Origin of the sequence: Polyangium sp. 6x1, from assembly GCF_029946515.1 — a bacterium.
Classification (GTDB): domain Bacteria; phylum Myxococcota_A; class Polyangia; order Polyangiales; family Polyangiaceae; genus Polyangium.
Genome location: NZ_JARZHH010000035.1, coordinates 24,493 through 47,485 on the forward strand (window position 1 = coordinate 24,493; position 22,993 = coordinate 47,485).

The 22,993-nt window shown below is 68.3% G+C and carries 22 protein-coding genes; 14 read left to right on the forward strand and 8 right to left on the reverse strand.

The genetic code is table 11. The annotated features are described in order from the left end of the window. Positions 1–240 precede the first annotated feature (240 nt). Positions 241–489, reverse strand: coding sequence for a hypothetical protein (locus QHF85_RS28735; protein ID WP_281330542.1), 249 nt, complete (start codon positions 487–489; stop codon positions 241–243). 75 nt (positions 490–564) lie between these two features. Between QHF85_RS28735 and QHF85_RS28740 the strand changes: the two genes are divergently transcribed. Beyond that, a complete protein-coding gene (locus tag QHF85_RS28740; RefSeq protein WP_281330543.1) occupies positions 565–945 on the forward strand; it encodes a PDZ domain-containing protein in 381 nt (126 codons plus the stop codon). Positions 946–988: 43 nt separating this feature from the next. Here QHF85_RS28740 and QHF85_RS28745 read toward each other — a convergent pair whose 3' ends face one another. Continuing rightward, positions 989–1,384 carry a YbjN domain-containing protein gene (locus QHF85_RS28745; RefSeq protein ID WP_281330544.1) on the reverse strand — a complete coding sequence of 132 codons (396 nt, stop codon included), beginning with the start codon at positions 1,382–1,384 and terminating at the stop codon, positions 989–991. A gap of 249 nt (positions 1,385–1,633) precedes the next feature. Between QHF85_RS28745 and dctP the strand changes: the two genes are divergently transcribed. The 4 genes from dctP to QHF85_RS28765 all read left to right on the forward strand — a co-directional run bounded on the left by dctP (position 1,634) and on the right by QHF85_RS28765 (position 7,087). Beyond that, positions 1,634–2,635 carry a TRAP transporter substrate-binding protein DctP gene (gene dctP, locus QHF85_RS28750; protein ID WP_281330545.1) on the forward strand — a complete coding sequence of 334 codons (1,002 nt, stop codon included), beginning with the start codon at positions 1,634–1,636 and terminating at the stop codon, positions 2,633–2,635. A gap of 145 nt (positions 2,636–2,780) precedes the next feature. Then, positions 2,781–4,037, forward strand: coding sequence for a methionine adenosyltransferase (gene metK, locus QHF85_RS28755; RefSeq protein ID WP_281330546.1), 1,257 nt, complete (start codon positions 2,781–2,783; stop codon positions 4,035–4,037). 119 nt (positions 4,038–4,156) lie between these two features. Beyond that, positions 4,157–5,623: a choice-of-anchor L domain-containing protein gene (locus QHF85_RS28760; protein ID WP_281330547.1), complete on the forward strand. Its 1,467-nt coding sequence runs from the start codon at positions 4,157–4,159 to the stop codon at positions 5,621–5,623. A 177-nt stretch (positions 5,624–5,800) separates the two neighbouring features. Then, complete coding sequence (locus tag QHF85_RS28765; RefSeq protein WP_281330548.1) at positions 5,801–7,087, forward strand: choice-of-anchor L domain-containing protein; 1,287 nt, start codon at positions 5,801–5,803, stop codon at positions 7,085–7,087. 75 nt (positions 7,088–7,162) lie between these two features. Here the strand turns inward: QHF85_RS28765 and QHF85_RS28770 are convergent, their stop codons facing one another. Next, a complete protein-coding gene (locus QHF85_RS28770; protein WP_281330549.1) occupies positions 7,163–8,098 on the reverse strand; it encodes a hypothetical protein in 936 nt (311 codons plus the stop codon). A 171-nt stretch (positions 8,099–8,269) separates the two neighbouring features. On the opposite strand from QHF85_RS28770, the gene QHF85_RS28775 reads away from it, so the two are divergent. From QHF85_RS28775 to QHF85_RS28805, 7 genes are read left to right on the forward strand one after another with little or no spacing between them, the layout of a single operon-like run. Continuing rightward, the gene (locus tag QHF85_RS28775; protein ID WP_281330550.1) at positions 8,270–8,833 is read left to right on the forward strand and encodes a MerR family transcriptional regulator; all 564 of its coding nucleotides are present in this window, start codon (positions 8,270–8,272) and stop codon (positions 8,831–8,833) included. A 33-nt stretch (positions 8,834–8,866) separates the two neighbouring features. After that, entirely contained in the window at positions 8,867–10,084 is a 1,218-nt protein-coding gene (locus QHF85_RS28780) for an IscS subfamily cysteine desulfurase (protein WP_348652770.1), read from the forward strand. A gap of 24 nt (positions 10,085–10,108) precedes the next feature. After that, entirely contained in the window at positions 10,109–10,513 is a 405-nt protein-coding gene (iscU, locus tag QHF85_RS28785; protein ID WP_281330552.1) for a Fe-S cluster assembly scaffold IscU, read from the forward strand. 35 nt (positions 10,514–10,548) lie between these two features. Continuing rightward, the gene (locus QHF85_RS28790; protein ID WP_281330553.1) at positions 10,549–10,968 is read left to right on the forward strand and encodes an iron-sulfur cluster assembly accessory protein; all 420 of its coding nucleotides are present in this window, start codon (positions 10,549–10,551) and stop codon (positions 10,966–10,968) included. A gap of 40 nt (positions 10,969–11,008) precedes the next feature. Continuing rightward, positions 11,009–11,539, forward strand: a complete 531-nt coding sequence (gene hscB / locus QHF85_RS28795; protein ID WP_281330554.1) for a Fe-S protein assembly co-chaperone HscB — start codon at positions 11,009–11,011, stop codon at positions 11,537–11,539. Between the two features lie 16 nt (positions 11,540–11,555). After that, positions 11,556–13,514, forward strand: a complete 1,959-nt coding sequence (hscA, locus tag QHF85_RS28800; RefSeq protein WP_281330555.1) for a Fe-S protein assembly chaperone HscA — start codon at positions 11,556–11,558, stop codon at positions 13,512–13,514. Then, on the forward strand, positions 13,514–13,876 hold the full coding sequence (locus QHF85_RS28805) for a 2Fe-2S iron-sulfur cluster-binding protein (RefSeq protein WP_281330556.1): 363 nt from the start codon (positions 13,514–13,516) through the stop codon (positions 13,874–13,876). Before hscA ends, QHF85_RS28805 begins: the two co-directional genes overlap by 1 nt. Before the next feature lie 99 nt (positions 13,877–13,975). Here the strand turns inward: QHF85_RS28805 and QHF85_RS28810 are convergent, their stop codons facing one another. Then, positions 13,976–14,242, reverse strand: coding sequence for a hypothetical protein (locus QHF85_RS28810; RefSeq protein ID WP_281330557.1), 267 nt, complete (start codon positions 14,240–14,242; stop codon positions 13,976–13,978). Positions 14,243–14,406: 164 nt separating this feature from the next. Here QHF85_RS28810 and QHF85_RS28815 point away from each other — a divergent pair, with 164 nt between their 5' ends. Both QHF85_RS28815 and QHF85_RS28820 read left to right on the forward strand, forming a co-directional pair. Continuing rightward, positions 14,407–16,725 carry a polysaccharide biosynthesis tyrosine autokinase gene (locus QHF85_RS28815; protein WP_281330558.1) on the forward strand — a complete coding sequence of 773 codons (2,319 nt, stop codon included), beginning with the start codon at positions 14,407–14,409 and terminating at the stop codon, positions 16,723–16,725. Continuing rightward, the gene (locus QHF85_RS28820) at positions 16,722–18,284 is read left to right on the forward strand and encodes a hypothetical protein (protein ID WP_281330559.1); all 1,563 of its coding nucleotides are present in this window, start codon (positions 16,722–16,724) and stop codon (positions 18,282–18,284) included. Before QHF85_RS28815 ends, QHF85_RS28820 begins: the two co-directional genes overlap by 4 nt. A gap of 22 nt (positions 18,285–18,306) precedes the next feature. Here QHF85_RS28820 and QHF85_RS28825 read toward each other — a convergent pair whose 3' ends face one another. From QHF85_RS28825 to QHF85_RS28840, 4 genes are read right to left on the reverse strand one after another with little or no spacing between them, the layout of a single operon-like run. Next, positions 18,307–19,341, reverse strand: a complete 1,035-nt coding sequence (locus QHF85_RS28825; protein WP_281330560.1) for a GNAT family N-acetyltransferase — start codon at positions 19,339–19,341, stop codon at positions 18,307–18,309. An 8-nt stretch (positions 19,342–19,349) separates the two neighbouring features. Next, complete coding sequence (locus tag QHF85_RS28830) at positions 19,350–20,099, reverse strand: polysaccharide deacetylase family protein (protein ID WP_281330561.1); 750 nt, start codon at positions 20,097–20,099, stop codon at positions 19,350–19,352. A gap of 46 nt (positions 20,100–20,145) precedes the next feature. Continuing rightward, the gene (locus tag QHF85_RS28835) at positions 20,146–21,666 is read right to left on the reverse strand and encodes an MraY family glycosyltransferase (protein WP_281330562.1); all 1,521 of its coding nucleotides are present in this window, start codon (positions 21,664–21,666) and stop codon (positions 20,146–20,148) included. 55 nt (positions 21,667–21,721) lie between these two features. Further along, a complete protein-coding gene (locus tag QHF85_RS28840; RefSeq protein ID WP_281330563.1) occupies positions 21,722–22,960 on the reverse strand; it encodes a glycosyltransferase family 4 protein in 1,239 nt (412 codons plus the stop codon). Positions 22,961–22,993: the final 33 nt, after the last annotated feature.

Consider the following 22,993-nt stretch of genomic DNA (forward strand, 5'->3'; position numbering starts at 1 on the left):
GTCGCCGTGATCCAGCGACGAACCACGACGCCGCGGGAGATGACGCGGCGGAGTCTAGGGGGGAAGACCCATCAGGTCGAGGCTTCATCGCCATGAGATGTGCGGCGGGCTCAAGCAAGATCGGCGCCCGTCGAACATGCGCGAAACGTCGAGGTTTTGTCGAATTCGAGGGAACGACGTAGGGCGGGAAGGACCTCGGCGCGTAGCCGGATGCGCTGTCGTCTCGCTCTCGGAAATCCTCTACGCACCGGCCGCGTCGTCGTGACCGTCGACCGTGCCTCCGTCGCTCGTGTCCGCGTCCGCGTCGCTCGTCGGCGCGCCCTCCCCGACGAAGCGGAAGCACGCGCCGGCCCGGCAAACGAGACCTTCGCCGCACTCCATGTCGCTCTGGCAGCCGGGCTCCTCGGGCGCGCCGAGCGTGCATGCGAAGAGGCTCGTGGCGATCGGCGTGCAGGCGACGAGCCGCACGAAGAGGCGTCGCGCGCGCATGCCGAAAAGCACACCAGAGCGCCTGCCGCGCTGCAAGCCGGCTCGTTCGTCGCGACGTCCGCTAGGATGCGGGGCATGCGCGTCGCACGAGCGCTGCTCCTCGTGACGTCTCTCTTCGTGGGGCTCGCCTGCGCGGCGGAGCAGAAGGGCTCCATCGGCGCCGTGCTCTCGCGGGACAACGACACGGGCGCGCTCCACGTGCGCGACGTCTCGTCTGGACTCTCCGCCGAGCGCGCGGGCCTCTTGCCGGGCGACGAGCTCGTGATGATCGAGGGCCGCTACGTGCGCGACCTCGACGCCAAGGAGATCCGCGCGCTCTTGCGCGGCGACGTCGGATCGTCCGTGCGCCTCACGATCGTGCGTGGCGAAGAGGTCCGCCGGGTGCGCGTCGAGCGCCGCGCCTTGCTCGACGCGAAGAAGGAAGAGCGACCGCGCACCGAGACGATCGCCGAGTGACGGTTCGTCGCGCCGGACTTCGCCTCGAACGAACGCGGGGCGCTCACTGCCCCGAGAGCTTGTGCACGTCCTGGTGGTGTTTGTCTGCGTAGAACGAGAGCACGTCCACGGCGTCGCGGATCTCGCTCGGGTCGAGGTGCTCGATCCGGTACTCGACGCTCAGGATGATGTCGCCATCGTCGTCGACCGAGTACTTGGCGAGGTTGATCTCCCGGTTGAGCTTGAGCAGGCGCGTCATGAGCGCCTCGGCCATGTCCGGCTCCTCGGGCAAACGCGCGTAGGGGATCACCGCGAACGTCACGAAGAGCGGTTCGAGGTGTACGAACAGCGGAAAAATCCGGTCCTTGCTGCGGAAGCGACTGCGCAGCGTGGCCTCGGACAGCCGCTCGACCGGCCATCCTTGCGCCTCGAGGACGGCGCGGATCTCATCCAGGGTCATCGGGTCGCTATCATCAGGGTTTTTCGCGATGCGGCAACGTGAATAACGTCTTTGGTTCGCCGTCCACTGTCCCGTGCCGCCCTCTTCCTGGAACGCGATGCTCGATGCTGCGGTGCATCGTGCGTGCGTGCGGGGCGAGCCTGTCTGTTCGAGAGCGACAAGCTCCGGTATACGAACACGCAAAGGCCAGGAGGAACCCTCGAGACACGTCGCGAACGAGGGTCGGAAGAACCGAGACGGAGGCTTCTCATGATGCAGCGAAGAGCGATGATGAAACTCCTCGGCGCCCTGACGGTCCTCGTGGGGATCGGCGCGTCGCAGGATGCAAGTGCCGCTGAAGTGATCAAGATCGGCACGCTTGCGCCGAAGGCGAGCCCCTGGGGGCAGGTGTTCAGTGTCTGGGAGAAGGCCGTCAAGGAGAAGAGCGGCGGCCGGCTCGAGCTGCAGTTCTTCTACAACGGTCAGCAAGGCGATGAAGGCGCGATGGTCGGCAAGATGAAGGCCGGCCAGCTCGACGGCGCCGCGGTCACGGCCGTTGGTCTCGGCAAGATCTACAAGCCCATCCTCGCGCTCCAGATGCCGGGCCTCTTCTCCTCGTGGGCGAAGCTCGACGCCGCGCGCGAGACCATGCGGCCCGAGTTCGAGAAGGGCGCGGCGGACGCCGGCTTCAGCATCATGGGCTGGGGCGACGTCGGCCAGGCGCACCTCATGACGAAGGGCGTCGCGGTGCGAGCGCCCGAAGATTTCAAGGGCACGAAGCCCTACGTGTGGCGTGACGACGCGGCGATGCCGGTGTTTTTCCAGGTCATCGGCGGCGTGACGCCCGTCCCGCTCAACATCCCCGAGGTCCTCCCGAACCTCAACACGGGCGCGGTCAACGCGCTCGTCGCCCCCGCGCTCGTCGCCGAGCAGCTCCAGTGGGCGTCGAAGCTCGACACGATCGTCAGCGACTCGTCCGGCTTCGCGGTCGGCGCGCTCGTGCTGACGAGCAAGAAGCTCGACTCGCTCCCGGAGGACCTCAGGGCCGTCCTCAGGGACACGGGCAAGATCGCCGCCTCCGCGCTCACGAAGCGCATCCGCAGCGAGGACGACGCCGCGTTCGCCCGCCTGAAGGGCAAGATGACGGTCGTCGATCTCACGGCCGATCAGAAGGCCAAGTGGCAAGGCCTCTTCAAGCAGGTGCGTGGTCGCCTCGCGCAGGGCACCTTCTCGCCCGACCTCGTCGCGAAGCTCGAAGGCCTCGGCGGCTGAGAGATTTCCAGAGACATTGTCGCGTGCGCCGGGTCGCCTCACGTAGGCCCGGCGCTTCGCTTTTGTCGTATTCGGCGCGTTGACGGTACATCGTCCACGGCGTATGCGTACGCCCCGTCCGTCTCAAGGAGCATCAGGAGCATCCATGCGCCGTTATCAGTTCACGTCCGAGTCCGTCACGGAAGGCCACCCCGACAAGATTTGCGACCAGATCTCCGACGCCATCCTCGACGGCATCCTCGCGCAGGATCCGACGGCGCGTGTCGCTTGTGAGACGATGGTGAAGACCGGCATGGCGATCGTGGCCGGTGAGATCACGACCTCCGCGTGGGTCGACATGCCCGTGGTCGTCCGCAGCACGATCAAGGACATCGGGTACACGGACTCGTCGATGGGCTTCGACTACGAGACGTGCGCGGTGCTCACGGCGATCGAGAAGCAGAGCCCGGACATCTCGCGCGGCGTGACGGAGGGCGAGGGCCTGTTCAAGGAGCAGGGCGCGGGCGATCAGGGCCTGATGTTCGGGTACGCGACGGACGAGACGCCCGAGCTCATGCCGGCGCCGATCTCGTTCGCGCACCGCATGGCGCGCAAGCTCGCCGAGGTCCGCAAGTCGAAGAAGGTCAACTGGCTCCGGCCGGACGGCAAGACGCAGGTGACGATCGAGTACGAGAACGACGTCCCCGCGCGCATCGCGGCCGTCGTGCTCTCGACGCAGCACGGCCCCGACGTCAAGCACAAGGAGATCATCGAGGCGATGCGCACGCTCGTCATCGACAAGGTCCTCCCGCAGAAGCTCGTCGACAAGAACACGAAGTTCTTCATCAACCCGACGGGCCGGTTCGTCATCGGCGGCCCCTACGGCGACGCGGGCCTCACGGGCCGCAAGATCATCGTCGACACGTACGGCGGCATGGGCCGTCACGGCGGCGGCGCCTTCAGCGGCAAGGACCCGACGAAGGTCGATCGCTCGGCCTGCTACTACGCGCGGTACGTCGCGAAGAACGTCGTCGCGGCGAAGCTCGCGGCGCGCTGCGAGGTGCAGATCGCCTACGCGATCGGCGTCGCGCAGCCGGTCGGCGTCCACGTGAACACCTTCGGCACGGGCCGCGTCGCCGACGAGGTGCTCGAGAAGTACATCCTCGAGAGCTTCGACATGCGGCCGAAGGCGATCATCGAGCAGCTCGACCTGCTCAAGCCGATCTACCGCAAGACCGCGGCGTACGGGCATTTCGGCCGGGACGACTTCTCCTGGGAGAAGACGGATCGCGCCGCGAAGATGGCCGACGATCTGCTCCGCCCGAGCGTGTCGGCCACGAACGGCTCGGCGCACGCGAACGGCAGCAACAAGAAGGATCAGAAGAAGCGCAAGAAGGCTTCCTCGGCGTCGCCCGAGGCCTGAGCGCGGGCGCGCCCGCGCCGCATCTTCTCCCACATTCGCCCCTCTCGGCTCCCTCCCTCCAGCACGACGCGAGCGCCCCGAGCGCGTGACAGCCTGCCGGCCGTTCGGCTAGTCTAGGCATGCTTGCGCTCGCCGTGTCCATCGATACGCGCGTCTTCCTTTCCCCGACGTATCGCTCGCTCGACGTGGCCGATCCAGCAGGCCGTGGGTCGACGACGGTGACCGTGAGTCCCCGAGGAATCCTTTTGCATCACGAGGGCGTCGTCATGAAGCGGTCGAGAACATCCACTTGGTTCGGGCTCGTCGGGTTGTGCGTCGTCGCCGCTGCGGCGGCGGGCGCATGCGCCGCGGGCGGCGGCAGCGGCAACACGGGGGCGGGAGAGGGCGGCACAGGCGGCACAGGCGGGCAGGGCGGCTCCGCCGGCGGCCAAGGCGGGGACGTCCTCATCACGACGAGCAACTCGTCGAGCGGCACCGGGGGCGCGGGCGGCGGCGCTTGTGATCAAGGCTTGCCCGACGCGGACAACGACGGTGACGGCTACACCGAGCTCGAAGGCGACTGCAACGACTGCGACGAGTTCGTCAACCCGAGCGCGGTCGAGGTCATCGCGGAGCCGGACGAGAACGGCATGGTCCCCGAGCCTGCGGACGAGGACTGCGACGGCACGGTCGACGTCATGCCGCCGGCCTGCGACAGCGGCCTCGCGCTCGCCAGCCTCGATCCGGCCGACGCGGCCAAGGCGATGGGCATCTGCAGGTTCTTGAAGAGCGCCACGTGGGTGCTCGCGGACGGCAGCCCCCCGCCGGTCAACGCGGCGCAGCTCGCGAACTTCCACCTCGGGCATGGGCTCGTCCCGAAGCTCGGCACGAACAACAACCCCCAGGAGGGCAACGCGATGCTCTTCCTGTCGTCGGGCAAGGCGCGGGACAAGGGCGACGCGGACGCCACGTACCGCACGTTCGACAAGGGCTACACGAGCAACGCGCCCTTCGGCTTCCCGAAGCCGAGCCCTTCGTGCCCCAACGTGACCACGGGCCTCCCGCACGACGCGACGGGCCTCGAGATCGAGGTCGACGTCCCCACGAACGCGCTCAGCGTCTCGTTCGACTTCCAGTTCTTCAGCTACGAGTGGCCGGACTTCCTGTGCCGCGAGTACAACGACTTCTTCATCGCGTACATGATCCCGTTCCCGATGCAGCAGAGCGACGGGAACATCGCGTTCGACATGCTCGGCGCGCCGATCAGCGTGAACAACAAGTTCTTCGAGGCGTGCGGTTGTCCGGGCAACCCCGTCGGGCCCACGGGGGAGTGCATCGCGAGCACGTTCTCTTTCAAGTGCTCTCTCGAGACGAAGCAGCTTCTCGGCACTACGTTCGAGAAGGACGAAGCGAACATCGGGTGGACGCACGGCTCGACGGGGTGGCTGCGTACGACGACGGCCGTGACCCCGGGGAGCCCGATCCGGCTTCGCCTCGTCACGTACGATTCCACGGACGGTAAAGTCGACTCGTCCACGTTGATCGACAACTGGCGCTGGTCGGGCAAGCCAGGCACGACGGTGACCGAGGTCATCATCCCGAAGTGACGCGCCCGCGCGTGTCCGGAGCGTCTTCTCCTTCTCGGCGCTCCGGACGCGATCTTTGTTCAAGATCTCCCCGGCATGGGTACACTTTGTCGCCACCGTCCGTGCGCGCGGGGTGTGCGGCTCTGTGTTCGCGTTCGGCTTGGCTTGTCCTCCGACGAGCGAGGATGGAGAAGGATCATGAAGCGTAGCCATCTTGTTCTGTTCGGTCTCGCCGCGGTTCTGGGCGTCGCCGCGGCAGGCACCGCCGGTTGTGGAGCGACCGGCGGTCGCAACGTGTTCAACGACGGTGGGGCGGGTGGGGACGACTCGGCGGGCGAAGGCTCCGGAGGCCCTGGGCACGGCGGCAATGGAGGTTCGGACGGCGTCGGCGGCAGCTTCGTCGGACCCGGCGCGGGCGGCTCTGCGGGCGGCGAGGCGCAGTGCAGCAACGATCAGAACGTCGACAACGACGGCGACGGGTTCTCCGAGGCGCAGGGCGACTGCAACGACTGCGACGTCAACGTCTCGCCGGGCTCGATCGAGGTCGCCACGGACGCGAGCAATCCGGAGGCGAAGCCCGCGGACGAGGACTGCGACATGGTCGTCGACAACGTCGCGCCTGCGTCGTGCGACGACAACATCGCGCTCGAGGACACGGATCCGCAGAACGGCGCGCGCGCGCTCGACCTCTGCCAGTTCATCACGCCGGCCGACAAGAAGTGGGGCGTGCTCAGCGCGCAGTACGTGCGCGCGAACGGTGGCCCCGCGTCGTACACGAAGCACATCGGCATCCAGAGCGGCTTCGGGCCGAACGTGAACGTGCAGAAGGGCACGCGCATGCTCACGCTCTCCTCGGGCTACGCGCGCCTGCCGAACCAGGCCGGCGCTTGCGGCGGCCTGAGCTGCAGCCAGATCGGCGCCGGCATTGCGCCCGCGGGCTTCCCGCAGGACGTGCCCGGCTGCGCGGGCGACACGGAGATCAACGACGACGTCGGGCTCGAGGTGAAGATCCGGTCGCCGAAGAACGCGACGGGCTACAAGTTCAAGTTCAAGTTCTACTCGATGGAGTTCCCCGAGTACGTCTGCACGTCGTTCAACGATCAGTTCATCGCGCTCGCGACGCCGGCGCCGATGGGCTCGATCAACGGCAACATCTCCTTCGACAAGAACACGAACCCGGTCAGCGTCAACATCGCGTTCTTCGACGTCTGCGCGTACGACTCGTTCTATCCGCAGTTCACCTGCCCGCTCGGGCCGGGCGAGATGGAGGGCACGGGCTTCGGCACGTGGGACGAGGCGGGCGGCACGTCGTGGCTCCAGACGCAGGCCCCGATCAAGGGCGGCGACGAGGTGACGATCCGCTGGGCCATCTGGGACACGGGCGACACCGCGTGGGACTCGACGGTCCTCGTCGACGGGTTCGAGTGGGTGGCGAACGGCGGCACGGTCGTCGTCGGCACCGATCCGATCGAAGATCCCACGTGAGCTGAGCGGCTCGCTGCGACGAAAAACGCCCTGCCATCGCGGGGCGTTTTTCTTTTGGGGTCGAACGATCGATCCTCAGCAGGCGAGCAGGTCGGCCATGGTCGCGCCTTCGAGCGGGATCTCGGGCAGGCCTGCGTCTCCATGCGCTGCGATGCGCGCGAGCGCCCAGCGCGGCGCGAGCACGTCTCCGCCGAGCCAAGCGCGCCGCGCGCCTTCGGGCTCGACCGCGGATTCGATCCAGCCGATCGGAACACGCGCGGCCGGGCGGAGGATCAGGCCTTCGGGGATGGGATCGAGCGCGCGCTCGATCGGCGCGAAGGGGCGCGTGTCGAGCGCGTCCGCTCCGATCGCGGGCGTCGTGATCGTCGTGCGTGTCCGCAAGGCATCGAGCAGCGCATGCGCGAAACGATCGAGGTCGAGCGGCGCGTCGGTCGAGAGCCCGGCGAGCGACGCGGGCTCCTTGCCGAGGAACCGATCGACCTCGCCTTCGCTCTCCGTCGTGATCTCTCGCGGCAACGCGATCGCCGCGTCGTACCCGACGAACGCCTCCACGAGGACCGCGCCGGACGCCGTCACGTCGAAGCCGAGCAGCGCCGCCGGTCGCCGACGCAGCGTGATCCATTCACGACCGAAATAATGCGCGAGCATTCCTGCGCGGGTGAACGCTCCGAGGAGCGGGCGCACGTTGCGGTTCAGCAGCGTTCTCGGCGTCGCGTCCGTGACGAGCGCCGCGACGTGCGGCAACGCGAGCGTGATGACGAGGCCCCGACCGCCGAGCCACGCCGCTGTCCCCGTCGTCGCGCGGCGCAGGATGGGGATGCCCCTCCGCGCGCACGCCGCGAGGTCCAGGACGCGGCCTGCGCGCTGCGCCGCGCCGAGCACCACCGCCGTTCCGTCGACCAGGCTCAGCCCGAGGTGCGCGGCCTGGGACTGCTCGGCCCGCCCGACGAGCGCGGGGCCGAGCGCGAGCGCTTCGACGATGGGGCGCTGCGTCAGCTCGATCCCATGCATTTTCGTCCTGCTCCGGTTGACAGCCTCCCGAGGGCCGCCTAAACCTTCCGTTAGGTAACCCTAACGCGTGCGTGAGGGTTGGAGTTTTGGATGCCGGTTCGCCACCTACCTTTAGCGCGGGGCTTCGAGAGAGGTGCTCTTCCTCTCCCGGATGGCGTTCGTGCGCCGGCTGTGCCGCCGGTCGAGGCGGGGCTGGTTTTACCGGAGATCGACGACGAGCGGGACGGGCAAGGGGGCGAGCGCCTCCTTCAGGTCGGTGACATCGCGCGGGCCGTCGGCAAGACGGTGCGGGCGATTCACCACTACGAGGAGGTGGGTTTGCTCCGGCCGCACGCGCGTTCGAAGGGTCGGTATCGGCTCTACGATCGGGCGGCGGTCACGCGGGTCCGGTGGATCGGCAAGCTGCACGATCTCGGCCTCAGCCTCTCGCAGATCCAGGAGATCGTCGCGTTCTGGGAGAGCGCGCCCTCGGCGCCCGAGGCGATGGCGCGGGTCCGGTCGATCTACCTGCAGAAACTCGAAGAGACGCGCGCGCAGATCGCGCGGCTCTCCTCGCTCGAGCGTGAGCTCGTGGCGAGCATCGACTACCTCGACACGTGCGACACGTGTGCACCCGACGAGCTCGTGGCCGCTTGCACGGATTGCGCTGTGCATGATCGGACGCAGGCCGAGCCCGAGCTGGTGGCCGGAATTCACGGTGGAAACGGGCATTCCCGAGGTGGCGTGGACCGCTAGAGGGTGCTTCGAAGAGAGACGAAACCGATGTCGATCCAGATCCCGATTTACATGGACTACCACGCCACGACGCCGGTCGACCCGCGCGTCGTGGAGGCGATGCTCCCGTACTTCAACGCCCGGTTCGGCAACGCCGCCAGCCGGAGCCACGTCTTCGGGTGGACGGCGGAGGAAGCGGTCACGCGCTCGCGCGAGATCCTGGCGAAGCTCGTCGGCGCGTCGAACCCGAAGGAGATCGTCTTCACGTCGGGCGCGACCGAGAGCAACAACCTCGCGATCAAGGGCGTCGCCGAGCTCTACAAGGAAAAGGGCAACCACATCGTCACCACGGTGATCGAGCACAAGGCCGTGCTCGACACGTGCAAGCGCCTGGAGAAGCAGGGGTACGAAGTGACGTACCTGCCCGTCGGCAAAGATGGGCGCGTCGATCCCGACGACGTCGCGAAGGCGATCACGGACAAGACGATCCTCGTCTCGGTGATGCTCGCGAACAACGAGGTCGGCACGGTGCAGCCGATCGCGGAGATCGGCAAGATCACGCGGTCACGCGGCGTTCTCCTGCACTCGGACGCGGTGCAGGGCGTGGGCAAGGTGCCCTTCGACGTCGAGGCGATGCACGTCGATCTCGCCTCGATCACCGCGCACAAGATGTATGGGCCCAAAGGGGTTGGTGGGCTCTACGTGCGTCGGTCGAAGCCGCGCGTGCGCCTCGTCGCGCAGATGGACGGCGGCGGGCACGAGTACGGCATGCGCTCGGGCACGCTGAACGTGCCGGGCATCGTGGGCTTCGCGCGGGCCGCGGAGATCATGCTGGAGGAGGGACGCGCGGAGAGCGCGCGCATCCTCGCGCAGCGCGAAAAACTCCGCCGGCGCATCACGAGCGAGCTCGACGAGGTCATCGTGAACGGCTCGCTCGAGCACAGGCTCCCGGGCAACCTCAACGTCTCGTTCGCGTTCGTCGAGGGCGAGGCCCTCATCATGGCGATCAAGGACGTGGCGGTGTCGAGCGGCTCGGCTTGCACGAGCGCGAGCCTCGAGCCCTCGTACGTGCTGCACGCGATGGGCATCGGCGACGACCTCGCCCACTCGTCGATCCGTTTTGGCCTCGGTCGCTTCACCACCGACGAGGAGGTCGACTACGTTGCCGACCTCGTGATCCGCAAGGTGAACAAGCTCCGCGAGATGTCCCCGCTCTACGAGATGCACAAGGAAGGCATCGATCTCGCTTCCGTGCAGTGGGCCGCGCATTGATTTGAGGTAGGAGAGTTTCGAGCCATGGCATACAGCGAGAAAGTGATCGAGCACTACGAGAACCCGCGCAACGTGGGCACGCTCGACAAGAACGACGAACACGTCGGCACGGGGCTCGTCGGCGCGCCCGCGTGCGGCGACGTGATGCGCCTCCAGATCAAGGTCAGCGACGCCGGCGTCATCGAGGACGCGAAGTTCAAGACGTTCGGCTGCGGCTCGGCGATCGCCTCCTCGTCGCTCGCCACGGAGTGGCTCAAGGGCAAGACGATCGACGAGGCCGAGCAGATCAAGAACAGCATGATCGCGGAGGAGCTCCACCTGCCGCCGGTGAAGATCCACTGCTCGGTCCTCGCCGAGGACGCGATCAAGAGCGCGATCGCCGACTTCCGATCGAAGCAGGCGGCGAAGAAGGCCCTCGCGGGCCAGTGACGGCGCCCCTCGGGACGGCGGACGGAGGACGTACGATGAACGCGACCAGCGAAGTTTCGCAGGGCAACCAGACGGAGCAGCGAGCGCCCGCGCCCGCCGACGCGAAGAAGACGATCGGCGTGACGACGGCCGCGGTCGAGGCGATGCGGACGAACCTCGCCAAGCGCGGCACGCCCGACGCTGCGATCCGCGTGGGGATCCGGGGCGGCGGCTGCTCGGGTTTTTCGTACGTCATCGAGTTCGACGACGACGCACCCCGCAAGGGTGATCTCGTCCTCGAGTTCCCCGAGGAAGGCAAGAGCACGGCGCGCGTCTACTGCGACAAGAAGAGCATCCTTTACCTCGGCGGCTCGGTGCTCGACTGGGAGAAGACCCTGATGTTCCAGGGCTTCAAGTTCAAGAACCCCAAGGAAGCGAGCCGTTGCGGCTGCGGGCACTCGTTCACCGTCGGGTGAGCCCGCGGCGCGGCGGGTGCTTTCCACCGCTCCTCCCACGATGATCGATCCCTTCCAGACGCTGGGCGTCGAGGCCCGCTTCGACCTCGATCCGGACGAGCTCGCGCGCCGGCATCGTGACCTCTCGCGCGCGCTCCACCCCGACCGCTACGCGGGCGCGCCCGCGGCCGAGCGGCGTTTGTCCCTGTCGCGCGCGATCGAGGTGAACGACGCCTTCCGCGTCCTGAAAGACCCGATCCGCCGCGCCGAGGCGCTCCTTCGCCGCGCCGGCGTGCCCGTCGGCGAGACCGCCGAGCCCAAGCCGTCGCCCGATCTCCTGATGGAGATGATGGAGCGGCGCGAGGAGCTCGGCGACGCGCGTCGTCGCAAGGATCTCGTGGCCGTTCGCGCGCTCACGGAGGCGATCCGCGTGCGTGAGCGCGAGGTGCTCGCGTCGATGGGACGCCAGTTTGCAGTTTCCGATCCGGACTCGACGAAGCTCGCGGTCGTCCTGCCCGAGCTCGGTGAGCTTCGTTATCTTCGGCGCTTCCTCGACGAGGCGAGCGCGATCGAGGAAGAGCTCACGACCTGAGCCCTGAAAGTTCGTCATGGCGCTACTCGAAATCTTCGACCCCAAGGCGGCCCCGAGGCCGATCGGCATCGATCTCGGCACCACGAACTCGCTCGTCGCGCGCGTCCGTGACGGCAAGCCCGTCGTCATCGCCGACTGCAACGCGGAGAAGCTCGTCCCTTCGGTCGTGCACTACGACCCGCGCGGCCGCGTGATCGTCGGCGCCGACGCGCAGCGCCTCGCGGTCGATTTTCCGCGCGAGACCATCGTCAGCGTGAAGCGCTTCATGGGGCGCGGCGCCGACGATCCGGAGACGCGCCGGCTCGGCACGTACGAGTTCGTCGAGCCAAAGACGCCCGAGGAAGCGAAGAGCGTGCGGTTCAAGGTCCAGGGCCGCGCCGTCACGCCTGTCGAGGTCTCGGCCGAGATCCTCAGGGTCCTCCGTTCGCTCGCCGAGGACGAGCTGCGCTCCGTCGGCGGCGCGGTGATCACGGTGCCTGCGTACTTCGACGACGCGCAGCGGCAGGCGACGAAGGACGCGGGCAAGCTCGCGGGCCTCGACGTGCTCCGGCTCCTCAACGAGCCCACCGCCGCGGCGCTCGCGTACGGCCTCGAAAACCAGAAAAACGGCCTGTTCGCCGTGTACGACCTCGGCGGCGGCACCTTCGACGTGACGATCCTCCTGCTCGACGACGGCGTCTTCCAGGTGCGCTCGACCGGCGGCGACAGCGCGCTCGGCGGCGACGACATGGATCGCGCGCTCGCCGAGCGGCTGCTCCAGGATCTCGGCGTCGCTGCGGAGAACCGCCCGCGTGAGCTCGTGCGGCTCGCGCTCGACACGGCGCGCAAGATCAAGCACGGGCTCACCGAGAACGATCGTGTCGAGGCCGAGATCGAGGTCCCGGGCGGCACGCGCAAGCTCGCCGTCACGCGGGACGAATTCGAGGCGCTGATCAAGCCGATCGTCGAGCGCACGGGCGTCGCTTGCCGGCGCGCGCTCCGCGACGCGGGCGTCTCTGCGGAAGAGCTCGACGGCGTCATCCTCGTCGGCGGCTCGACCCGCGTGCCGTACGTGCGGCAGTACGTGGAAAAACTCTTCGGCAAGCCGCCGCTCTGCGACCTCGATCCCGAGGAGGTCGTCGCGCTCGGCGCCGCGATCCAGGCCGACATCCTCGCAGGCACCAAGGAGCGCGCCGACGAGGTCCTCCTCCTCGACGTCCTTCCGCTCTCGCTCGGCCTCGAAACGATGGGCGGCGTCGTCGAGAAGATCCTCCCGCGCAACACCACGATCCCGGCCGGCGCCAGGCAAACCTTCACCACGTACGCGGACAACCAGACCGGCTTCGATCTGCACATCGTCCAGGGAGAGCGCGAGCTCGCCACCGACTGCCGCTCCCTCGCACGCTTTGTCCTCAAAGGAATCCCGCCCATGCCGGCGGGCCTCGCGCGGCTCGAAGTCACGTTCCGCGTGGACGCGGACGGCTTGCTCAGCGTGACCGCGAAGGAGCTCACGACGGGCGTCGAGCAAAAGGTGGAGGTCAAACCGAGTTACGGCCTCACGGACGAGGAAGTCGAGGCGATGCTCATGGCCGCGCTCGATCACGGCGAGGAGGACCTCGAAAAACGTCAGCTCATCGAGGCGCGCGTCGAGGCCGAGCGGGTCGTGCTCGCCACGAAAAAGGCGCTCGTCGCCGACGCCGATCTGCTCGAAGGCGACGAGGAGCGCGCGCGCATCGACGAGGCGCTCGCCGGGCTCGAAGAGGCCATCCGTGGCACGCGCGCGCCGATCATCCGTGGCCGTACCGAGGTCCTCGACGAGGTCACGCACGGCTGGGCCGGCAGGCGCATGGATCGTGCGATCGCCCGAGCGATCGCGGGCAAAGACGTGACGTCGATCGAGAGCACCGTGGCGAAGGCGAGGGGCGTCGAGGCGCACCTCGCCGAGCACGCGGGGCATAACGCACCGGACGGCGGCGCCTCCGGGACGGGGAGCTGATGGCAAAGGTACGGTTTCTGGCGCACGGGTCGACGTACGACGTCGAGGTACCGATCGGGACATCGCTCCTCGAAGCGGCGCGCAAGGTCGAGGCGCCCGAGGGCTCGGCGTGTGGCGGCGTGTGCGCGTGCTCGACGTGCCACGTCTACGTTTTGCGCGGCAAGGAGCTGCTCTCCGACGCGGAGGAGGAAGAGGAGGACATCCTCGACAAGGCCTTCGACGTGCGGCTGAACTCGCGGCTCGGCTGCCAGGCGAAGATCCAGCGTGAAGGCGACATCGAGGCGGAGATCTCGCGCGAGAGCCTCGACGCTTTCTACAACGAGCACCCGCAGTACGCGGATCCGCGCAAGAAGAAGGCCTAGCGTTCGTTCCCGAGGGGGACGCCTCGCGTCCCCCTCTCGGCCAGGCGAAGCCCGGCCGATTCACCCCCCGAGGCGAGATCGCTGCGCGATCTCGCAGAGCTAGCGCTCTCCGCTCGCGTGCTTCGGCTTCGCGTCGGGCAGCGCGGGGGCGCGCTTTGCTCGTTCGACGTTCGCGGCCACCTCGTGGGCGAGGTCGCGCGCCGCGTGGGCGAACGCTTGTGCGGCTTCGCGCGCAGGCTTCGTCGAGAAGATCGCGACGACGTGCTGCGCCGACGTCTTGCTCCCGACGGGGACGAGGAAAAACGCGAGGCTCCCGAGCAGGAGCACGACGCCGTTCACCAGCCGCTTGACGAGATCACCGAGCACGTGGGGCCGACCGTAGCCCGCCCGACCTCGATCCCCCCAATTTTCGGCCGCGATCCTTGCGAGCGGGTAAGCTCCTCCTGCGATCGCGGCCTGCTTGAACATCGGGGGGCGCGGGCGCACCTTAGGCGGAGCTGGCCAGCTCGGCCACCCAGCGACTTGCCACCGTGACGGACGCACCCGGAACCTCGCCCCTGACGCCCAAGCCCACCCAGGCCGTGGAGCGCGCGCCCGAGGGGGCCCTGAGCCCTGCCGTCGTCTGGCAGATGGTCCGCAAGTACTGGTCCACGGCGCTCGGGGCGGCGCTCGTGGTCTCGCTCGCGGCGACGTTCAATACCCTCGGCCAGGTCAAGATCTACCAGGCGCAGTCGACGATCCTCTTCGACCCGAACCCGCCGCGTCCCCTCGGCCAGAAGGTCGAGAACATCGTGGATCTCGGCGCGGGCAGCTTCTGGGACAACCGCGAGTATTACGAGACGCAATACAAGATCATCCAATCGATGAAGGTCGCGTCGTCCGTGGTGAGCGAGCTCGGGCTCCACCACGACGGCGGCTTTCTCGGCAACCTCCCGCCCGGGACGCCCGCGCCGGATGCGAGCGTGCCCGAGGAAATGGCGGCGGAGGCCCTCCGCGGCCGGATCAAAGTCGAGCCGATCAAGGAGAGCCGGCTCGCCGTCGTCAAACTCGAAGACGCCGATCCGCAGCGCGCCCAGCGAATCCTCAACGTCCTCGTCGATACCTACGTCCAGCAAAACCTCGACGACGCCGTGACCTCGACGGCGACGGCTGCGGATTGGCTGCGCAGCCAGCTCGACAAACTCAAGGTCGACCTCGAGTCGAGCGAAATGGCGCTGCACGAGTACAAGGAGACGAAGAACATCCTCTCCGTCGCGATCGACGATCAGTCGAACATGCTGCGCGAGGAGATGAAGCAGCTCAATGACACGCTGACGTCGGTCCGAACGCGGAAAGAAGAGGTCCAGGCGCGGCGGGACGAGCTCGCGAAGGTGAAGGGGGAAAACCCCACGGATTTGCCGGCGAGCGAGCTTTTGGAGAGCCACGTCTTGATGGGCCTCCGGACCTCGTACGAGGAGGCGATTCGCACGCGCGACGGCCTTCTCGGCGAGGGCAAAGGGCGCAATTACCCCGACGTGAAGGAGGCCGACGCGCGGGCCGATGCGGCGAAGAAGGCCTTGCTCGCCGAGGTGAAGAACATCCAGCGCGCCCTCGACAAGGATCTCGCCGTCCTGAAGCGCCAGGAGGCGGGGCTCTCGGGGCTCTTCGAGCGGTCGAAGAAGCAGGCCCTCGATTTGAACCTGCTCGAAATCGAGTACAACCGCCTCCGCCGCTCGAAAGAGAACAACGAAAAGCTTTATTCGCTCGTCCTCGAACGCACGAAGGAGAGCGATCTGGCGCGTGTCCTCCGCGTCAACAACATCCGCGTCCTCGATCGGCCGCTCGTCCCGCGCGCGCCGGTGCGGCCGCAGGTCACGCGCAGCATCGCGATTGGCGTGTTTCTGGGCGTCCTGCTCGGCATCGCGACGGCGCTCGCCCGGGGGCTGCTCGACCGCAGCTTGAAGACGCCCGACGAGGTCGAAAAAGACCTCGGCTTGCCGTTCCTCGGCCTCCTGCCCGAGATCGACGAGAATGGGACCCGGCCCGGCTCGTATTCGCCGCGGCGGCAGCGTGGCAAGCCCGTGCGCGTGGCGAACTCCGAGCTCATCGTGCACGAGCATCCGACGAGCGGCATCGCGGAGGCGGCGCGCACCATCCGGACGAACCTGCTCTTCATGGCCCCGGACAAACCCTACCGCACGCTGCTCGTCACGAGCGCGGGGCCTTCGGAGGGCAAGACCACGGTCGCCACGTGCATTGCGATCGTCATGGCCCAGGCGGGGCAGAAGGTCGCGCTCATCGATTGTGATCTGCGCCGGCCGCGCGTGCACCGCGTCTTCCGCAAGACGTCCGAGGTCGGCGTGACGACGGCGATGCTCGACGATTCGCTCGACGAGGCCGTGCTCGACACGGACGTGCCGAATCTGTGGGTCATCCCCGCCGGCCCGATCCCGCCGAACCCGGCGGAGTTGCTCCACAGCGAGAAATTCAGGAAGTTCCTCGACGACGTGAAGAAGCGCTTCGATCGGGTGATCATCGACAGCCCGCCGATCGTGCCGGTCACGGACGCGGCCGTCCTCTCCACGCTGGTCGACGGCACGGTGCTCGTCGTGCGCGCGTTCAAGACGACGAAGGACCTCGCGCGGCACGCGGTGCGCGCATTGCAGGACATCGGCGCGACGAAGGCGGGCGCGGTGCTCAACGCGGTGAACTTCAACCGCGACGAGTACAAGTATCGATATTATTACTATCGCCGCGAAGGGTATTACGAGGGCGAGGAAGCCGCGGCGGCGCGGCCCGCGCGGAAGGCGGCGCGGGCCAAAGCGGCGGCCGAGGACGAGCACGGCGCGGGGAGCGCTCCGCCGACTTGAATCGACCGGCCTCCGCGGCCCGCGGCGCCCTCCTCGTCGCAGCGGCCTTCTTCGCGAGCAAGCTCCTGCTTTGCCCCCTGCAGAGCGGCGACTGGCTCTCCCGCCCTCTCGGGGACGACGCCTATTATTACCTGACCGTCGCGCGGAACATCGGAGCGGGGCAGGGGATCACCTACGACGGCGCCGCGACGAACGGCTTTCACCCGCTGCAGATGGCGGCGTGCGTCGTGCTCGGCCTGATCACGGGCTTCGACCAGCGGCTCGCGCCGATGGCGCTCGTTCTTTTCAACCTGGCCGTGTTTCACCTGCTCGGGACGTGGCTGCTCGTGCGCCTCGCGTCGCGCCTCGGGCCCGTGAGCTTGCCGCTCGGGCTCTCGCTCGCGGTCCTCTGGAATGCATCGGCCGCGGGGTTTGCGAGTTATAGCGGCCTGGAGACGCCCCTCGCGCTTTGTGGCTGGCTCTGGCTCCTCACGACCTTGCACGATTATCACGCGGGCCCGTCCCTCCGCGCCGCGGCTTGGCTCGGCGTGGCCGGGGGGTTTGCGTTCCTGGCGCGGAACGACATTGCCGTCCTCTGCGGTCTGGCCGTCCTTTCCACGGTTTTTCCGCGGATGCTCGGCGCCTCCTCGGCCGGGGCTCCGCTCGGGGAGCGGGCGCGGCTCGCGTCGATCGCGGCCGTCGTCATGGCGCTCCTCGCCGCACCCTGGCTCCTCCGAAACCTCGTCCTTTTCAGCTCACCCATGCCCCAGAGCGGCGCCGCCGAGGCCGCGGGTGGCCTCTACGACATCGGTCGAATGGCGCAATGGCGCGCCGTCGCCGTGTCCGCCGTCGTCAATCTGGCCGTCGCCAACATCCCCGTCGATTCGCCCGCGTGGCTCGGCCACGTCGTGATCCTCCTCGGCGTCCCCCTCGCGCTCGCGGGTCTCGTGCTCCTGTGGCGCGTCGAGCATCGAGCTTCCACCGTGCTCCGGTGCGCCGCGGCGGCCTCGATCCTCCTCGTCCTCGTTTATGGAGGCGCGTTTGGCGCGACGCACATGGTTCGGCGGTGGCTCGCGCCGCTCGTGGTGGTGGGGATCCTCGGGGCGACCGCGGTGTTCGCCTCGAAGCGCCCGCGCGCCCTGCATGCGTTCGCAGCCGTCACCGTTTTGTTTTACGTCGCGAAGCTCGGCGTCGAGGTGCGGCGCATTTCGAGCGGCGGCGGCAGCTTCCGCACGAATACCGTGGAGCTCGCCGCGTTCGTCGCAAGTCAGCCGGCCGGGACGCGGATCGGCGCGCTGCAGAGCGGGCTCCCGGGGTGGGTACGTCCCGGCGTCGTGAACCTCGACGGCAAGATGAATCGACGCGTCCTCGCGGCCATTCGGGCCGGCGACTTCGCCACGTGGCTCGCCGCCTCGGACCTCGATATCGCGGTGGATCACGGTTTCTTCGGGCGGGACCTCGATCCCGCCGTCCTCGCCCGGTTCGATCGGTGCGTCGGGGCGCACGGCCTCATCGTGCTCCGGCGGCGAAGCGGGGACGCGGTCGCCTCGAATCCCTGCTCCGGCGTGCATTCGCAATAGCGGCGAAAAGCCCGGACGTGGCTCAGAACATGTCCATGTCGGCGTCGCGGTACTCCCACCTGCGATAAAGCGAGAGGTCCGCGTTCGACGTCGCGATCGCCACGATGGGCGTCGTGGAGCGCCTCGACAGAAAGCCCAGCGAGGCGAGCGAGCCCCCGATCCGGGCCGAGCGCGCGATCGTGTAGACCTGCTCGAGGGAATGGCGGCGGGCCTCCATGGCGCAGGCCGCGAAGAGCGCCCGGGGCGCGCCGCGGCTCCGCGGGGCGACGAGAAAATCGCCGACGTGCAGGCGTTGCGGCTCGCCCGGGATGGGCAGGCGGGCGGCGGCCCAACCGCGGAGCGTATGGCCCTCGTCGAGGATCCGCACCTCGATGTATTCGCGCCGCGGACGCGACAGGCGCCAGCGGACGTACGCATGCGGGCGTTCGAGCACGCAATCGGAATCCGCGAGCACCCTCGCCATGAAGCCTTGCCATTCCTCTTCGCCAGGAGGTCCGACCTCGTAGCGGTAGCGGCCGAGGCGCAGCGGCAGCATTCGATCGAACGCGGCGCCTACGCATGTCGCGGCGAAGACGCCCGGCGCGCCGAATCGCGCGCCGAGCGGGCCCCAGGACACCGGACGGGCGGATCGGTCCACGGAAAACATCGCCGAGAAGCCGAGCCGGCCCAGATAGATCCGCAGCGCGGTCTCGTTGGGCCAGCCGAAGACGGCTTCGTGACCACGCGCGCCCGCGGCCTCGACGAGAAACCGGATCAATCGCTGGAAGAGCCCTTTGCCACGGTAGTCGGGGTGCGTGAACGCGCTGCTCAGGATCGCGGCCGAGACGCGCCGCCCCTCCACGCGAAGGTGCTGCGCGGCGAAACCCACGTAGCCGACCAGCTTGTCGCCGTCGAACGCACCCGAGAGGAGCCCGTCGTGCGTGGGGTTCTGGAAGAACCACCAGTCCATGAAATCGGCGTCGAATTCCTCCGGCCGCACGCCGTGCAATTGCGCGAACGACGCGACGTGCTCCCTGACCTCGCCGCGCGCAATGGCACGAACCAGAATCTCCGTCATGGCTCTCCTCAGGCGCGGCGGTGCAGGCTCGCGCGCAAGCGACGCTCGACGCGGAACGTGAGGAGCCGCCGCGCGACGGGCGAGAGACGATAACGATCCCGCGGGCTCTGCATCGACGCGCTGATCACGTCGCGATAAAGCCAGAAGATCGAGGTGGCGTCGTTCCGCGCCGGACCAAAGCTCGAACACGCGGCCTCGTAGCCGGCGCGGCGCACGGCGCGGACCACGCGCGCGGAGAGCGAGCCGCCCGGATAGGCGAAGAGCGTGACGGGCCTGCCGAGCAGATCCTCGAGATCCTGCCGGCTCCCGCGCAGCTCGTCTTCCAGGCGCGTATCGTCGAGGCGCACGAGATCCGGGTGCGTGCGCGTATGCGAGCCGATCGTCATGCCCGCGTCCACGAGCGCGCGCAGCTCGGCCGGGCCCATCCGCTTCGCGCACGAGACACCTTTGCGGAGGTGTTCCGTCGTGACGAAGAACGTCGCCGGGATGCCGAGCGCCCGCAGGATCGGCAAGGCGTGCTCGTGCTGGTTTCGCCAGCCGTCGTCGAACGTCACGAATGCCGAGTGATCGTCCTCCGCGCGGCCGTCGTCGATCTGGCGCACGAGATCATCGAGCGAGCCGAACCGATAACCCCGCCGCTGAAGCTCCTCCAGGTGAAACCGGAACGCCTCGGGGCTGTGCCGGAAAAAGAGCCCATCCTCGTCGGAGAGGCCCGCGGCGTCGCCCTCGGGCAGGATATGATGATAAAGCAGAATCACCGCGGGGCAGCCTTGGCCATCAAAAACTGGCCGTCAAGTCGTCTCCTCACGTCCCCGACGCGGCCTCGAGCGCCGGTGTTTCGGCTGCCGCCGCTTCCGCAAGCACCCGCGGCGCGAGGCGACTCTTCACGCGCGCGAGGCTCGCCTCCACCATGTCCGTCACGACCTGGAGCAGCACCTCGGTCTGCGGCGAGACGTCGCCGAAATCGCTGCGCAGGCCGAATTTCAGCTCCGCCCGCGCCGCGTCGTCCCGGCCGATCGGATAACGCGCCGACACAACATCCCGGCCGTAGGGATCCTCGTCCGTGGGGTTCGTCCAGCGAAACGCCGTCGGCTCGCCTTCGGTCACGGGGAGGATCTCGACGTACGCGAGCTGCCCGTCGAGCGCGAAGAGCCCGAGCGTGGAGAGAACGTCGGCCTCGGACCGCGCCGCCTCGAAGCGCGCGGGGAGCCGCGGCAAGAGCCGCCGCAAGATCTCGCTGTCGCGCGAGCGCAGCCTCTCTTTTTGCCGCCGCCGCCCGTGCACCTGCTCGAAATAGCCCACGGCGCGCACGAGCCCGATGAACACCACGCTGCTCGCCACGAGCGCGAGCCCCACCTGCCAGCTCCGGCCGAGCGAGATCCCGATCGCCGCCACCGTGAGCAGCACGCTCACGCCGTAAATGATGAGCACCGCGCGTCGATGCGTGATGCCCATGTCGAGCAGGCGGTGATGGATGTGCCCGCGATCCGGCGAGAACAGCGGCCGCCGCTCGAGCCAGCGCCGCACCATCGCGAAGAGCGTATCGAAGATCGGCACGCCGAGCGCCACCACGGGCACGAGCAGCGAGACCGTGGTCGACGCCTTTTGCGTCGCGCCGATGAGCGACGTCGCGGCGATGACGTAGCCGAGGAAATAACTCCCCGAGTCGCCCATGAAGATGCGCGCGGGGTTGAAATTGTAGAAAAGAAACCCGATGATCGCGCCCATCATCGTCGCCATGAAGAGCGCCGGCAGCGTGCCGAACGACAGATACGCGACGACGAAATTCGTCAGGGCTGCGAAGAACACGACGCCCGCGGCGAGCCCGTCGAGCCCGTCGATGAGGTTCACCGCATTCACGATGCCCACGATCCAGAGCACCGTGACGGGCAGGGCGAAGATGCCCATCGACAGCTCGCCCACGAAGGGCAAGGAAATCGCCTCGATCCGGAATCCGCAGGCGAACGCGAGCACGGCCACCACGAGCTGCGCATAGAGCTTGTGCAGCGCGCGGAGGCCACGCGTGTCGTCGATCGCCCCCACGCCGCAGAGGATCGCGCCGCCCGCGAAGAGGCCGATGACCTTGCGCACGTCCTGGGTGAACGCCTGCGCCACGACCGATTGCACGAAAAACAGGCCCACGAGCGGCGCGAAGAACCCCGCAAAAATCGCGAGGCCGCCGAGCCTCGGCGTCTCGTGGCGGTGCACGTGCCTGCCGCCGGGCCGCGAGACCGCGCCGAGCCGGAACGCGAGGAGGCGCACGAGCGGCGTGAAGATCCCACTGACGAGCGCCGAGAGCGCGAACGCCGCCAGGTAGGTCCTCATGCTCCGATGCCTCCCATCATCGCTGGATCTTGGTTGTCCGGTGGGTCTTCCACATTCAAGGCCGACGCGCGAGCGGCGGCAGAGCGTTCGACGCCTCCTTCAACAGGGCGCGGTAGCGGGCCGAGGATACGGGACGATCGTACCGTTCGTCGAAGATCCTGCGGGCTCGCGTGCCCTTCTCGTCCCAGACGGCCCTCCGCGTGACCGCGTCTTCGAGCGCGCGGCACAGGCCCTCGACGTCGCCGGGGCGGCCCGTCCAGCCGAGATCGTCGTCGCGCACCACGCGGGCGACCTCGCAGCGCGGCGGTCCGAGGTAGAGCACCGGCCGCCCCGCGGCGAGCGCGCCGTACAGCTTGCTCGGGACGAGCAAGCCTTCGAGATCCTCGCGCAACGAGACGAGGTGGACGTCCGCGGCCGAGAGGCTCTCGCCGATCGCGTCGTGGGGCTGATACGGCAGGAAACGCACGTTTTCGAGGCCCTTCGCCAGCGCCTCGGCCTCGGCGCGCCGCACGCCGTCCCCGATGAACAACACGACGAGCTCGGGCAACGAATCCTTCAGGCGCCGCGCGGCCTCGACGAACGTCCGGACGTCGTGACCGATGCCGAGGTTGCCGCTGTACATCGCCAGGAATCGTCCGTCCAAACCATGGGCTTTACGAAAAGGATGACCCTCGCGTTCGCGGGGCGACACGAGGCGGCCGTCGGACCAGTTCGGCAGGACGCGGATACGCTCGCGGGGCGCGCCTTGCGCGACGAGGCGATCGGCCATGCCTTCGGAGAGCGCGACGATGCGGGCGGCGGCGTGGTGCGTCGCGCGGCCGAGGCCGAGCAGCGCGAGCGACGCCGGGCCACGCGGCGCGAGATAACCGAGCTGGATCGCGGCCTCCGGATAGACGTCCTGCACCCACGTCACGAGCGGCAAACGGCGGGCGAGGGCGACGAGCGCGCCGCCCGCGGCGATCATCGGCGGGGTCGTGAGCACGAGCAGCACGTCGGGTTTGGCTTCGCGGGCGGCAGCGAGCACGCTCGTGGCCCAGAACGAAAGGTAATCGGCGAGGCGGCCGGCCATCGTGGCCTTGCCGAAGCGCGTGGCGAAGGGCCGCACGACGTCGACGCCGCGGATGTGCTCGCGAGTTGGAAGGGGAGGTGCGTCGCCGCCGAGATATCCGCCGCGGCTCGCAATGACCGTCACGTCGTCGCCCGCGGCGGCGAGGTCCTCGCAGAGCTCGGTGAGCAGCTGCGACGTGGCGGCGTGGTCGGGGGCATAAAATTGGTTGACGGCGACGACGCGCATGCGAAGGGGATCCTGCGGGCCCCGGACCATGCC